The organism is Nonomuraea diastatica, from assembly GCF_004349015.1.
Classification (GTDB): domain Bacteria; phylum Actinomycetota; class Actinomycetes; order Streptosporangiales; family Streptosporangiaceae; genus Nonomuraea; species Nonomuraea diastatica.
Window position 1 is genome coordinate 24,064 of record NZ_SMKP01000096.1, and the last position, 13,784, is coordinate 37,847.

Annotated in this window: 12 protein-coding genes; 6 read left to right on the forward strand and 6 right to left on the reverse strand. The window is 68.8% G+C overall.

Going from position 1 to position 13,784, the window contains the following annotated elements:
• The first annotated feature begins 108 nt into the window (after positions 1-108).
• The 4 genes from E1294_RS29650 to E1294_RS29665 all read left to right on the forward strand — a co-directional run bounded on the left by E1294_RS29650 (position 109) and on the right by E1294_RS29665 (position 5,664).
• Positions 109-3,747: a multifunctional oxoglutarate decarboxylase/oxoglutarate dehydrogenase thiamine pyrophosphate-binding subunit/dihydrolipoyllysine-residue succinyltransferase subunit gene (locus E1294_RS29650; protein ID WP_132513821.1), complete on the forward strand. Its 3,639-nt coding sequence runs from the start codon at positions 109-111 to the stop codon at positions 3,745-3,747.
• Positions 3,748-3,848: 101 nt separating this feature from the next.
• Complete coding sequence (locus tag E1294_RS29655; RefSeq protein ID WP_132513823.1) at positions 3,849-4,028, forward strand: DUF6104 family protein; 180 nt, start codon at positions 3,849-3,851, stop codon at positions 4,026-4,028.
• 95 nt (positions 4,029-4,123) lie between these two features.
• Positions 4,124-4,927 carry a DUF4097 family beta strand repeat-containing protein gene (locus E1294_RS29660; RefSeq protein WP_132513825.1) on the forward strand — a complete coding sequence of 268 codons (804 nt, stop codon included), beginning with the start codon at positions 4,124-4,126 and terminating at the stop codon, positions 4,925-4,927.
• Entirely contained in the window at positions 4,924-5,664 is a 741-nt protein-coding gene (locus E1294_RS29665; RefSeq protein WP_132513827.1) for a PadR family transcriptional regulator, read from the forward strand. The genes E1294_RS29660 and E1294_RS29665 overlap by 4 nt, the downstream gene beginning before the upstream one ends.
• A 91-nt stretch (positions 5,665-5,755) precedes the next feature.
• On the opposite strand, the gene E1294_RS29670 is transcribed toward E1294_RS29665, so the two are convergent.
• The 6 genes from E1294_RS29670 to E1294_RS29695 form a co-directional block, all read right to left on the reverse strand.
• Positions 5,756-6,613, reverse strand: a complete 858-nt coding sequence (locus tag E1294_RS29670) for an oxygenase MpaB family protein (RefSeq protein ID WP_132513829.1) — start codon at positions 6,611-6,613, stop codon at positions 5,756-5,758.
• A 76-nt stretch (positions 6,614-6,689) separates the two neighbouring features.
• Positions 6,690-7,646, reverse strand: a complete 957-nt coding sequence (locus tag E1294_RS29675; protein WP_132513831.1) for a zinc-binding dehydrogenase — start codon at positions 7,644-7,646, stop codon at positions 6,690-6,692.
• A gap of 65 nt (positions 7,647-7,711) precedes the next feature.
• Positions 7,712-8,617 carry a hypothetical protein gene (locus tag E1294_RS29680; RefSeq protein WP_132513833.1) on the reverse strand — a complete coding sequence of 302 codons (906 nt, stop codon included), beginning with the start codon at positions 8,615-8,617 and terminating at the stop codon, positions 7,712-7,714.
• A gap of 45 nt (positions 8,618-8,662) precedes the next feature.
• Positions 8,663-9,091 carry a type II toxin-antitoxin system VapC family toxin gene (locus tag E1294_RS29685; RefSeq protein ID WP_165977542.1) on the reverse strand — a complete coding sequence of 143 codons (429 nt, stop codon included), beginning with the start codon at positions 9,089-9,091 and terminating at the stop codon, positions 8,663-8,665.
• Positions 9,078-9,356, reverse strand: a complete 279-nt coding sequence (locus E1294_RS29690) for a hypothetical protein (RefSeq protein WP_132513837.1) — start codon at positions 9,354-9,356, stop codon at positions 9,078-9,080. The genes E1294_RS29685 and E1294_RS29690 overlap by 14 nt, the downstream gene beginning before the upstream one ends.
• Positions 9,357-9,454: 98 nt before the next feature.
• Positions 9,455-10,918: an acetyl-CoA synthetase gene (locus tag E1294_RS29695; protein WP_132513839.1), complete on the reverse strand. Its 1,464-nt coding sequence runs from the start codon at positions 10,916-10,918 to the stop codon at positions 9,455-9,457.
• A 284-nt stretch (positions 10,919-11,202) separates the two neighbouring features.
• Between E1294_RS29695 and E1294_RS29700 the strand changes: the two genes are divergently transcribed.
• On the forward strand, positions 11,203-12,327 hold the full coding sequence (locus E1294_RS29700; protein WP_132513841.1) for a trypsin-like serine peptidase: 1,125 nt from the start codon (positions 11,203-11,205) through the stop codon (positions 12,325-12,327).
• Between the two features lie 338 nt (positions 12,328-12,665).
• On the forward strand, positions 12,666-13,763 hold the full coding sequence (locus E1294_RS29705) for a trypsin-like serine peptidase (protein ID WP_132513843.1): 1,098 nt from the start codon (positions 12,666-12,668) through the stop codon (positions 13,761-13,763).
• The last annotated feature ends 21 nt before the right edge of the window (positions 13,764-13,784 follow it).

Genomic DNA, 13,784 nt, shown 5'->3' on the forward strand with positions numbered 1-13,784 from the left:
CGTGCGTGGCGGCACACCCACCTAGGCGCGCGCTGCCAGTCCGGGCGAGTAGCCTTGGAAAGGTTCTCTAACATCAACGCCGATCTGCGGAAGAGGGCGATTTCCGCCGTGTCGTCTGAGTCGTCGCGGACAAACCCGCTGGCAAGCTTTGGTCAGAACGAGTGGCTTGTCGACGAGCTATACCAGAAATACCTCCAAGACCCTGAGTCGGTCGACAAGGCTTGGTGGAATTTCTTCGCTGACTACAACCCTGACTACGGACCGGGCCGGACCCCGGCCAAGGAGGCGGGGAACGGCACTGTGACCGCCCCCGCGCCTCCCAAGGCGGCGCCCAAGCCGCCACCGGCAGCCGAGAAGCCGAAGCAACCGGCCACCCCGGTGCCCAAGGGCGCCGAGGAGGTGAAGTTGCGCGGCGCCGCGGCCCGCACGGCCGCCAACATGGAGCAGTCGCTGTCGGTGCCGACCGCGACCAGCGTGCGCGCCATCCCGGCCAAGCTGCTGGTCGACAACCGCATTGTGATCAACAACCACCTCAAGCGGGGTCGCGGCGGCAAGGTGTCCTTCACCCACCTGATCGGCTTCGCGATCGTCAAGGCGCTGCGTGCCATGCCGGAGATGAACTACTCCTTCACGGAGATCGACGGCAAGCCCACGCTCGTCAAGCCCGAGCACGTGGGCTTCGGCCTGGCGATCGACGTGCAGAAGAGCAACGGCGAGCGCCAGCTCCTCGTGCCCTCGATCAAGGGCGCCGAGGAGATGGACTTCCGGCAGTTCTGGATGGCCTACGAAGAGGTCGTCCGCAAGGCGCGGGCCGGCAAGCTCGGCGTCGACGACTTCGCCGGCACCACGATCTCGCTGACCAACCCCGGCACCATCGGCACCGTGCACTCCGTGCCGCGCCTGATGCCCGGCCAGGGCACGATCATCGGCGTCGGCGCGATGGAATACCCCGCCGAATACCAGGGCGCCTCGCCCGACACGCTCTCGCGCCTGGCCGTCTCCAAGGTCATGACGCTGACCAGCACCTACGACCACCGGATCATCCAGGGCGCTCAGTCGGGCGACTTCCTGCGCCAGATCCACCGGCTGCTGCTCGGCGAGGACGGCTTCTACGACGAGGTCTTCGAGGCGCTGCGGATCCCGTACGAACCGGTCCGCTGGGTCCAGGACGTGTCGACGTCGCACGACGACGACGTGTCCAAGTCGGCGCGGGTGCTCGAGCTGATCCACGCCTACCGCGTGCGCGGCCACCTGATGGCCGAGACCGACCCGCTGGAATACAAGCAGCGCAAGCACCCCGACCTCGACATCCAGTCGCACGGCCTGACGCTGTGGGACCTCGAGCGGGAGTTCGCCACCGGCGGGTTCGGCGGCCGGCCGCTGATGAAGCTGCGCGAGATCCTGGGCGTGTTGCGCGACTCCTACTGCCGCACGGTCGGCATCGAGTACATGCACATCCAGAATCCCGAGGAGCGGGCCTGGATCCAGGAGCGGGTGGAGAAGCCGCACAAGTCGCCCGAGCGCGACGAGCAGCTCAACATTCTGTCGCGGCTCAACACCGCCGAGGCGTTCGAGACGTTCCTGCAGACGAAGTTCGTCGGCCAGAAGCGCTTCTCGCTGGAGGGCGGCGAGTCCCTGATCCCGCTGCTCGACTCGGTGATCAGCGACGCCGCCGACGAAGACCTCGACGAGGTCGTCATCGGCATGGCCCACCGCGGCCGGCTCAACGTGCTGGCCAACATCGTCGGCAAGTCCTACGCGCAGATCTTCGGCGAGTTCGAGGGCAACATCGACCCGCGCACCGCGCACGGCTCCGGCGACGTGAAATACCACCTGGGCGCGGCGGGCGAGTTCACCGCACCGAGCGGCAAGACGATCACCGCGTCGGTGGTCGCCAACCCCTCCCACCTGGAGGCGGTCGACCCGGTCCTGGAGGGCGTCGTCCGCGCCAAGCAGGACCTCCTGGAGCGCGGCGAGGAGGGCTTCACCGTCCTGCCCGTCCTCGTCCACGGCGACGCGGCCTTCGCCGGCCAGGGTGTCGTGGCCGAGACTCTCAATCTGTCGCAGCTGCGCGGCTACCGCACCGGTGGCACCGTGCACGTGGTGGTCAACAACCAGGTGGGCTTCACCACCTCGCCCGCCTCGTCCCGCTCGTCGGTCTACGCGACCGACGTGGCGCGGATGATCCAGGCGCCGATCTTCCACGTCAACGGCGACGACCCCGAGGCCGTGGTCCGCGTGGGCGAGCTGGCCTACGAATACCGTCAGGCGTTCCGCAAGGACGTCGTCATCGACCTCATCTGCTACCGCCGCCGCGGCCACAACGAGGGCGACAACCCGGCCTTCACCCAGCCGCTGATGTACGACCTGATCGACGCCAAGCGCTCGACCCGCAAGCTCTACACCGAGGCGCTGATCGGCCGGGGCGACATCACAGTCGAGGAGGCCGAGCAGGCGCTGCGCGACTACCAGGCCAAGCTGGAGCAGGCGTTCACCGAGACCCGCGAGGCGGCCAAGAAGCCGCTGGAGGCGGGCGCCATGCGGGTGCCGCCGGCCGAGGTGGTCAAGTGGTCGCACGACGACACGCCGACGGCGATCAGCGACGAGACGCTCAAGCGCATCGTCGACACCCAGCTGAGCCTGCCCGAGGGCTTCACGCCGCACCCGCGCCTGGCGCCGGTGCTGCAGCGCCGTGGCCAGATGGTCGAGCAGGACGCCATCGACTGGGCGATGGGCGAGACGCTGGCGTTCGGCTCGCTGCTGATCGACGGCCACCCGGTGCGCCTGGTCGGCCAGGACTCCCGGCGCGGCACGTTCACCCAGCGCCACGCCGTGCTGGTGGACCGGATGACCGGCGCCGACCACACGCCGCTCAAGACGTTCAACCACGGCACGACGAAGTTCTACGTCTACGACTCGCTGCTCAGCGAGTTCGCGGCGCTCGGCTTCGAATACGGCTACAGCGTCGTGCGGCCTGACGCGCTGGTCGCCTGGGAGGCGCAGTTCGGCGACTTCGTCAACGGCGCTCAGACGATCATCGACGAGTTCATCTCGTCGGGCGAGCAGAAGTGGGGCCAGAAGTCCTCGGTCGTGCTGCTGTTGCCGCACGGCTACGAGGGCCAGGGCCCCGACCACTCCTCGGCCCGGATCGAGCGGTTCCTGCAGGTCTGCGCGCTCGACAACATGACGGTGGCGCAGCCAACCACGCCGGCCAACTACTTCCACCTGCTGCGCTGGCAGGTCGAGTCCAAGCGCCACAAGCCGATGGTGGTCTTCACGCCCAAGTGGCTGCTGCGGCACAAGGCGGCCACGTCCAAGGCGTCCGACTTCACCTCGGGCACCTTCCAGCCGGTGCTCGGCGACACGACGGCCGACCCTGGCAAGGTCACCAAGGTCGTGCTGTGCTCCGGCAAGCTCTACTACGAGCTGGCCGCGCAGCGCGACAAGACGGGCCGTGACGACGTCGCCCTGGTCCGGCTGGAGCGCCTCTACCCGTTCCCGTCCGACGAGCTGGCCGCCGAGCTGGCGCGCTACGGCGAGCAGGCGGAGCTGGTCTGGGCCCAGGACGAGCCGGTCAACATGGGGCCGTGGCCCTACCTGACGCTCAAGCTGGCCGAGGACCCGCAGGTCCTGGGCGGGCGACGGTTGCGCCGGGTGTCGCGCACACCCAACAGTTCGCCGGCCACGGGCTCGCACAACACGCACGACCATGAGCTCGAGACCATTGTCGAGCAGCTCTACAGCTGAAGCAGGCCCGAACGAACGGTGAGCCCCCGGCCCGTCCGGGGGCTCACTGGCGTTTTGACAGGTTGAGCCGGGCGATTCGCCCGTGGAAGGAATGGACGACGATGTACTTCACCGATCGGGGGATCGAGGAACTGGTCGAGCGGCGGGGCGAGGAAGAGGTCAGCCTCCTGTGGCTCGGCGAGCGGCTGCGCGAGTTCGTCGACCTCAACCCCGAGTTCGAGACGCCCGTCGAGCGGCTCGCCACGTGGCTGGCGCGGCTGGACGACGAGGAGGACGAGTAATCCGTTCCTGGCCCAAAACGCGATACATCTTGAGATCTCGGCAGACGCGACATATCGTGTCTCTAGGAGACGTGTCGCCAAGAAGGGCAGGAATCATGCAACAGTGGGCGATCGAGGCACCCGAGCAGCTCACGTTCGGCCAGGTCGAGACGCTGGACGTACGCATCGTGGCCGGACGGCTGGACGTGCTGGCCAGCGAGGGCCCACCCACGCTGGAGGTGGCCGAGGTCGACTCGGCAGCGCCGCTCATCGTGACCTACGACGAGCACACCCGGTCGCTCACCGTCGCCTACAAGGACCTGACGTGGGACGGCATGCTCGGCTGGCTGCGCCGCGACCGCCGCAGGACGGTGTTGTCGATCACCGTGCCGAAAACCTGCAAGGTCAACGCCGGCGTGGTCAGCGCGCCCGCCGTGGTGGCCGGGTTCGAGACGAAGACCCACGTCAAGAGCGTGTCGGGCGAGATCGTGCTCGACGCCGTGAGCGGCGACGTGCTGGCCAACACCGTCTCGGGCCCCGTCGAGAGCCGGGCGATGTCCGGCGACCTGGCGTTCAAGAGCGTCTCCGGCGACCTGACGGTGGCCGACGGCTCCCCGCGCCGGCTGAAGGCCACCACGATCTCCGGCCGGTTCACGGCCGACCTGGCGCTCCGTCCCACGGGGCACGTGACGCTCAACAGCGTCTCCGGTGACATCCTGGTCAGACTGCCGGAGAACGTCGAGGCGGACGTCAGCCTCAGATCCACCTCCGGCAGGCTGGTCAGCACGTTCGACGAACTGTCCAACACGGGAGGCCCCGGCTCCAAAGCGCTGTCGGGGCGGCTGGGTGGCGGCATGGCCTCGCTGTCGGCGATCACGGTCTCCGGTGAGGTCACGCTGCTCAAGGGGGAGAAGGAATGAGCCCTGTCTTCGGTCACGGCCGGCTCCGGCTGTACCTGCTCAAGCTGCTCGACGAGAGCCCGCGCCACGGCTACGAGGTCATCAGGCTGCTCCAGGATCGGTTCCTCGGCGTCTACTCGCCCTCGCCCGGCACCATCTACCCGCGCCTGGCCCGCCTAGAGGAGGAGGGCCTGGTGACGCACGAGGTGGTCGAGGGCAAGAAGGTGTTCTCGATCACCGACAGGGGCCGTGAGGAGCTGAACGACCGGCTCGACGAGCTCGACGACCTGGAGGAGGAGATCTCCGCCTCCGTGCGCGACATCGCCCGCGAGGTCAAGGAGGACGTCCGCGACACCGTCAAGTCGCTGCGCGACGAGCTGACCCGGATGGCCAAGGACGTGCGGACCAGCAGCCGCGACGACGCCAGAGACCTGCTCGACAAGCAGCGGGAGGACCTCAGGCGGCTCAAGGATCAGCAGAAACGCCAGTGGATGGAACACGCCGACCACTGGCAGGGCGAGGGCGAGCGGCTCAGCAAGGAATGGCGCAGGATCTGGTCGGAGGTCTGGGCCACGCTCGGGGGCGCGCCGCCCAACCGGGCCGACCTCGACGCCGAGCTGGGCGAGCTGCTGGCCGACTTCGTCGCCCGGACCCGCGAGGAGGCGTCGGGCACGCGCCTGACACAGGAGAAGGTGGCGGCGCTGCGCGTGACGCTCGACGACGCCGCCCGCAACGTCCGCGACATCCTGGAACGCTGACGCGACCCGCGTACGCCGCCCGGTCCGCGACGTCCTCGGACGCTGACGCGACGCGCGGACGCCGCCCCGGCGAGGGAGGGGCTCGTGGGCGTCAGGCGGAACGCAGGAGACGCTCGACGCGGCGTGCCCTCCGTGCGACGCGGCGGGCACGGTAGGCGATGGGCATGTAGCGCAGGCGTTCGGGCAGGCGCGGCGTGAGCGTCGCCACCGCGTGCCCGACCTGCCGCAGCCGCCGCTCGTCCCGGGCCGCCCACCGCAGCCCCAGCTTCCCGCGTACGGCCGGCGGCAGCGTGCCGACGGTCACGAAGTGGTTGAACTCCCCCGACCCCGCCCCGACCGGCGTCCACAACCCGCGCAGCTGCCGGGGCAGGCCGGGCGGCGGCGGTGTGCCGCGCATGACGGCCAGCACCTCCAGCGCGGTCGGGTGCGGCTCCAGCCGGTCGGCCACCATGTCGTCGAAATACCGCCTGTACGCCGCCAGGTCGCCCGGCATCTCCCGCTCGGGCACCCGCAGGATCGCGCCGAGCTGCCGCGACTCGGCGTAGAACCGCTCCTCCTGCTCATGGGTGAACGGGGTGCCGAACCACCGGTTGAGCGCGAGGAAGCGCTCGAACAGCGATAAGTGCACCCAGGCCCACGCCTCGCCGTTCAGCGCGTGGTAGTGCCTGCCGTGCTCGTCCACCCCGCTGATGTCCCGGTGCAGCCTCCTGAGCCGCTCGCCTTCTGCCGGGCCACCGGCGCCGCCGTACACCCAGGTCTGGACGGAGGTGAGCGTGCGGGTGAGCCGCCCCCACGGGTCGGACTTGTACGTGGAGTGCTCGGCGACGGCCGCGCCCACGGCCGGGTGCATGGTCTGGAGGACCAGCGCGCTGCCGGCCACGAGCAGGTTGCGATATTCGCCGGCCGTGTCCCAGTGCAGCGAACCTGGGCCGAAGGGTTCGACGTCCATGCTGACGGCCTCCCGGGTGACATCGGCTTTCTCTGCTTGTATCACCCAGGAGAGCCTGGAGTAACCATTTACTTATTCACCCGGAAAAGACGATCTTTCCGAAGATCTCGCCCTCCGCCATGGCCGCGAACCCGTCCCGCGCCTCGGCCAGCGGCAACGTACGGTCGACGACCGGACGCACACCGGTCTGCTCCAGGAACACCGCCAGCCGCTGCAACTGGTCACGTGTCCCCATCGTCGAGCCGGCCACGGACAGCTGCAGGAAGAACACCCGGTTGAGATCGGCGGGCGGGACCGCGCCGCTGGTGGCCCCGGACACGACGATGCGGCCGCCGGGCCTGAGCGACTTGAGCGAGTGGTCCCAGGTAGCCTGCCCGACGGTCTCCATGACGGCGTCGACCCGCTCGGGCAGCCGTGCGCCCGTCTCGAAGACCTGGTCGGCGCCGAGCTCGCGGGCACGCTCGCGCTTGGCCTCCGTACGGCTGGTCACCCAGACCCGGTAACCGCCGGCCCGGCCGAGGGCGATCAGCGCCGTGGCGACGCCGCCGCCCGCGCCCTGCACCAGCACGGTGGAGCCGGGCTGGAGCCCGGCCTTGTCGAACAACATGCGGTACGCGGTCAGCCAGGCCGTCGGCAGGCAGGCGGCGTGCTCGAAACTGATCGCGGCCGGCTTGGGCACGAGGTTGCGGCGCGGCACGGCGACCCGCTCGGCGAACGTGCCGTCGTACGTCTCCGACAGCAGGCTGCGCCTGGGGTCCAGCGTCTCGTCGGGGCCGGAGCCGATCACCGCGTGCACGATGACCTCGTTGCCGTCCTCGTCCACGCCGGCGGCGTCGCAGCCCAGCACGATCGGCAGCCGGTCCTGCCGGATGCCGACGCCCTTGAGCGTCCACAGGTCGTGGTGGTTGAGCGCGGCGGCCCGCACGGAGACGGTCGTCCAGCCGTCCGGCGCCTTGGGCTCAGGGTGCTCGCCGAGCGTCAGCCCGGCGAGCGGATGGTCGGGATCGGTCTGTGTGGCGGTTACGGCGAACATGGCCGCACCTTACTAACAAGATTTCGCTCGACGGCCTGCCGCCCTGCCGCCACGGGGCGCACGTGCTACTCGAACGCGATCCGGATGCCCTTGATGGCCTGGTCGCGGAACGTGTGAGGGCCGGTGACGGTGACCTGCACCCCGCTGCGGCAGACCGAGTCGACGGGCCGCCCGCGCCCGCCGATGACGTAGGGGACCGCGGCGGTGCGCTTGCAGCCGGGCGCCGGCGCCAGCACCACCATCGTCCCCGTCCCGCCGCCGAACCACAGCTGTGGCCCCACCGGCTCCCCCCGCACGGTGTCTCCCGGTTCGGCGAGCCGCACGCCGTCTCCGGAGCCCTCGGCCGACAACACCAGGTAGCCGTTCCTCGTCACCTTGCCTCTGAGCCCTTCGGCGAGCGCGGTGCGCTGCTCGAACGACAGCCCCCTCCCCCGGTCGTACATCGCCAGCCGCCACGGCCCGAACGCGAACATCAGCACCTGCCCGTAGCCGCCGCTGCCCGCCGGGCGCGGCCAGAGCGTGACGTTGGGGGCGTAGTTTCTGATCGGCTCGCCGCCTTGGGTGATCTGCGCCTCGCCGCCGTACGGAGCGACGAACTGGCGGTAGCTCCCCTCCACCCAGGCGCCCTGGAACGGTCGCGAGCCCATCTCGGCGAGGCCGAGCTCGGCCGGATAGCGCACCTCGACGCGCGCGCCGTGCGGAAACACCACGTCGATGACCTCGTCGCCGCCCTTCTCCTCGGGCTGGGCGTGCAGGACGTTGGGCGGGTTGTCGATCGTCCGTAAGGACCTGATGGGCTCGGGGACCGGCTGCGGCAACACGGAGTCGGGGGCGCGATCGCGCTCGGGCTCCCGGCTGACGAGCAGGCTGACAGCAGGGACCAGCAGGAGCGCCAGCGCCACCACCAGCCCGATCCAGCGGCGGCGTCCGCGCTCGCCGCCTGACTCTATGACGTCGAACCGGTCAACCACGACGTTCCTCGCCGAGTAGCCTGGCTTACGCCCTTTCCCTCCAGTTCAGTTGAGAGGGGACCGCCAGCGCAAGCCCTCGAACCTGGCGAAATGCTTGTCGCAGGTCACGAATTCACAACCGTGCTCGATGGCGAGCGCGGCGAGGTAGGCGTCGGGGATCAAGTTGCCCGACGCCCCTGCCTGCCGGCACAGCCTGACGAAGATCTCCCAGTGCCTGTCCGCGCCGCTGACCACCAGGGCATGCGGCTGGTTGCGGTAGGACGAGGCGAAGGTCAGGGCACGATCGAGGTCGTCGGGGTTTTTGTAGATGCGCCGGTTGGTGACCGTGCGGACGAAGCCGTTGACGACGAAATCGCTCACGGCGTAGCTGGAGTCACCGTTCACCATCTGTTCCACAATCACATGGCATCGATCGTGATCGGGAGACTCGTGGCGGAAGGCGTTGACCAGGATGTCGATGTCAGCGAGGAGCATGGAACAGCTCCGGGTAGCGCTCCTCGTCATCGAGGTCGTAGACGATGTGCTCCAGCTTCTCGCCAGCGTCCAGCCGCCTCTGGACCCATGTCTGGTAGCCGGGCTCGGCGGTTGATGTGATCAGCTCCACGCGGGGGCGCTCCGCCACTTCCGTGGAGCGGTTGATGAGTTGCCGCAAGGCGTCCTCCATCACTGAGTTGAGACTACGTCCGTTTCTCGCCGCGTATGCCTTCGCCTCGTTGAGGAGCGTCTCGTCGATGCGCACCGTGGTCCTTCGCATGACTCCAGCGTGGGCGAGTGACATAAAAATGTCAACACCGGATAGTAGTCGCGCGGTCACAGATTTTGCTTCCACTTAGACGATCACCAGGTCGCAACGTTCACCTCACCGTCGTGCGCCACCCGCACCACCTGCCCCACCAACTCGCGCGACTCGGCGTCGGTCAGCAGCTCGTCCCGCGCCACCACCGCGTACGCCCGCCCGCCGGAGGGCACGTCCACCACGAGTACCCCTCGTTCGGGCGCGCCGTCCCGCCCGTGCGCCACCGTGTACCCGGCGACGACCGCCTCCCCCGAGAAGACTGGCACGATCGGCGTCTCCTCGGCCACGAACACCGGCGCGGCCCCACCGGACTTCCCACCGGACTTCCCACCGGGCAGCCCTCCGGGCTCGCTGGACCAGACGGCGTAGGCGTGCTTGGTCAGGTGCATCCCCACCCCGGTCACCAGCCCGTGCCCGGGCTGCGCGCGCAGCAGCCCCGCCATCGTGGCCGTCGAGTGCAGCACGTAGCCGCTGGCCGGCCCGCCCGCGTACGGCAGCCCGCCGGTCACCGTGAGCCCCCGCCGGTCCAGCGGGTCGAGCCCGACGGCGTCACACGCCTGCCGCAGCGCGATCGCGAAGCAGCTGTAGAGGTCGAGGGCGTGCAGGTCGTCCAGCCCGAGCCCCGCGCGCTTGAAGGCGGCCTCCGCGGCCCTGCCGATGGCCTCCGAGCGGCCGAGCGCGGGCCGCGCCGCCACCTCCCAGGTGTCCTCCGCGTACGCCCACCCGCGCAGGTACACACGCTGACCGCCGGGCACCCCCAACCTGTCGGCCAGCCGCGAGCTGGCCAGGACGACGGCGGCCGCCTGGTCCACCTCCATGACGGCGACCGTGTTCCTGGTGTACGGCCACCCGACGAAGCGGTTGCCGAGCACCAGCTCGCCGGGGGTGCGGGCGGTCCTGCGCCAGGCGTACGGGTTGGCGGCGGCGACCTCGGTCATCGGCGCCATCATGCGCCCCCGCTCGCGCATCTCCTCCTCGATCGTGAGGCCGAACGCCGCTCGCCGTGCCGTCTCCATGATCGCGTAGGTGTGCACCGGCATGAACAGCCCGTGGGCCAGCGCCGCCGGATGCGGCGGCCGCTCCCATCCGTAAGGGGGTTTGGGCACGGCCGGATGGCTCCACGGCACGCTCTCACCCGCCTGCCGGTACGCCCGGCGCGTCGCCAGCGCCTCCGCCCCCGCGACCAGCGCCGAGTCGATCTCCCCTGCCGCGATCCTCGAGGCGGCCTCGCCGATGAGCAGCTGCGGAGCCGTACCGCTGACCTTGGAGTAGGCGCGGTGGCGCGGCGCGGCGCCGAGGCGCTCGGCGAGGCGGCCCACCGGAGAGTCGTACTGCCAGGAGTCGGTGTAGACGAGCTGGATCGAGTCGAGCCGCCCGGCGGGCAGGCGGGCGTCGGCGGCGGCCGCGCGCGCCACCTCCTCCCACAGGCCGAGCGGTTCGGGGCCGGGCTGCTCGCGAATGGTGCGTTGTGCGATGCCAATGAGGCAGGGCGTGCGAGGATCCATGAAACCATCTAACCAGAACAAAATTCGGTTGATAAGCAGTGGCTTCTGATAAAACGAGTTACCACTGTTGCCTGAGCAGAAATACCGGCGCCCCCCACCTGCGGAAATGCCGATCAGGAATACATGCGATCTCGCTATTTCCATAACGGAACGGAACCAGGCCATGCTTTTTCACGTCGTTTCCTGGCCGCCGCTCCGGCCATTCATTAACGTTCCGATCGTTTTCCTGGCCCACCCGGGGCGCAGCACCCCGCTCTGGGCCGCCGAAAGCCGAGAGGAGCTCCATGAATTCCCGAGCAAGGCGCATCGCGATCCCGCTGGCCGGCCTGGTGGCCGTCGGGCTGGCCGCAGGAACGGTCAGCGGCGCCGCGGCCGGCGCGACGGCACCCTCAGACGTCGTGTCCAAGAACGCGGCCACCCCCGCGGAGCAGGCGATCCAGTTCTGGACACCGGACCGCGTGAAGCGGGCGACCGACTACGACGACGCCATCGACCTGACCACCAAGGGCGTCAGGGGCGGCAACAGCACCCCCGACGGCCCTGCGGGATCCGTTCCGCCGATCGGCGGAGAGAAGAAGTCGAAGGCCAAGAAGAGCAGGCAGGTCAACCTGCCGAACACCGTCGGCCGCGTGTTCTTCACGCTGCCCAAGGCCGACCCGCGCAACCCGAAGAACTGGCGCTACTGCTCGGCCAGCTCGGTGCAGGGCAAGTACCGCAACCTCGTGGCGACCTCCGCCCACTGCGTGTACGACACGAAGAAGAACACCTTCTACGACAACTGGGTCTTCATTCCGTCGTACTGGGACGGCAACAGCGTCTGGAACGGCAAAGCGCCCTACGGCATTTACGCCGCCAAGACGTTCAACGCGCACGACGATTTCGTGGTGAAGGAGGACTACGACTACGACTACGCGTTCGTCAACGTCTACAACGGCATCAAGGTCGACTGGGCGAAGGACAGGGGCCGCTGGAAGTGGACGGTCAAGAACGTCGGCCGCCTCGGTGACAACGTCGGCGGACAGGGCTTCACCTGGAACCGGAGCACGAAGGCGACCGTGTTCAGCTTCGGTTACCCGGCCGGCGAGCACCCTGACGGCGACAAGCCGTTCAGCGGGCGCACGATGAAGTGGTGCTACGGCAAGACCAAGCCGATGCCCGAGGCCAAGAAGTACAACCTGCAGGAGCACGTCGGCCTCAAGTGCTCCTTCACCGCCGGAGCGAGTGGCGGGCCGCTCCTCTACTCCTACAAGAGCGCGTCGCGCACCGGCTACCTGATCGGTGTCAACAGCGTCGCGTGGGACACCGACGGCAACGACCGTTACGACCACATCTCGTCGCCGTACTTCAATACCGACACGTACAAGGTCTACAAGGCCGCCGCCAACCGCTGGACCGGCAACATGCCGTGATCTAGCCGGCACCCCAGGCCCCGGCTCCCGGGAGGGATCCGGGGCCTTCCCCTGGTGGCGGAATGGGGCCGGCGGCGACGTGGTGTGCGCCACTCGCTCAACACCGAAAGCCACCTGAATGACGACATTTCACGGCACATCATCAGATCTGCGAACCCACTCTGACCTGGGAAGACGCTGCTGATTAATGATCATTTGGAGGTAACCGGAGTGGATGTCTGACGGAGTCCTTATAGTGCGAAGTGCACCCTTGATCAGGTAACGAATCTCTATCCTCGCTGCAATACCGTCTGTACATCTGGAAAAATCCCACCTTACGACCCTAAGAAAGGCAAAAGATGATCCCCCGGGCCAGGCACGTCGCGCTCGCTGCACTGAGCAGCGCGCTGCTCGTGCTGCCCGCCCTCACGGGGGTCGCCGACGCCGCCGCCAGCAAGGTGTACGCCGTCCCCCTCGCCGCGACCCAGGCGGACGTGAAGAGGGTCGCCGAGCACTGGAAGCCCGACCGGCTCAAGGTGGCCGACAACTACAGCCCGGCCACGCCCGGCGCCAAGGCCGCCCCGACGTCCGAGCCCCAGACCGCCACGGAACAGCACCGCCCCGTCGCCGCCATCAGGCGCACCCTCGCCGCGCAGAGCGTGGCGTCCGCGATGCCGCGCAAGGGCAAGATGGCCACGACCATGGGCAAGGTCTATTTCCGCTTCGGCGACAAGGAATACTGGTGCTCGGCCAGCGCCGTCGCCGCCCGCAACCGCAGCGTGGTCGCCACGGCCGCCCACTGCGCGTACGACTCGCGCCAGGCCAGGGCCGCCGACTCCTGGATCTTCGTCCCCGACCCCGGCCCCAACGGCGAAGCGTCCAAAGGCATCTACGTCGGCGCCGCCATCAGCTTGCACGAAGACTGGTCGGGCAAGGGCGACTACGACTACGACTACGCCTTCGTGACCGTGCACCGCGGCTTCACCTGGACGAAGAAGAACGGCTCCTACGTCATGAAGGACATCGGCCGCCTCCAGGACAACGTGGGCGGGCAGGGCCTCGAACTCAACAAGAAGCCGGGCACGTACTCCGCGGTCCCGTTCGGCTACCCGGCGGGCATGCAGCCCGACAGGAGCCGCCCCTTCAACGGCAAGAAGCTGCGCTTCTGCATCAAGAGGACCACCACCCAGTGGGCAGCCGTGGCCCCCGCCTTCGACCTGCAGAAGGGCGTACAACTCCAGCCCTGCGACTTCAGCCACGGCGCGAGCGGCGGGCCCTGGCTGATCGGCTGGAACGACAACCGCGGGCTCGGCACCCTGGTCGGAGTCAACAGCCTCACCTGGAACAGGGACGCCCAGGGCTGGTACGACGCCGTATCGTCACCGTACTTCGACACCACCACGGGCGAGGTCTACCGGCACGCCGCCTCCGTACGCACCCTCACCAAAATCACCTGACCCCAGCCCGGCCCTCCACCC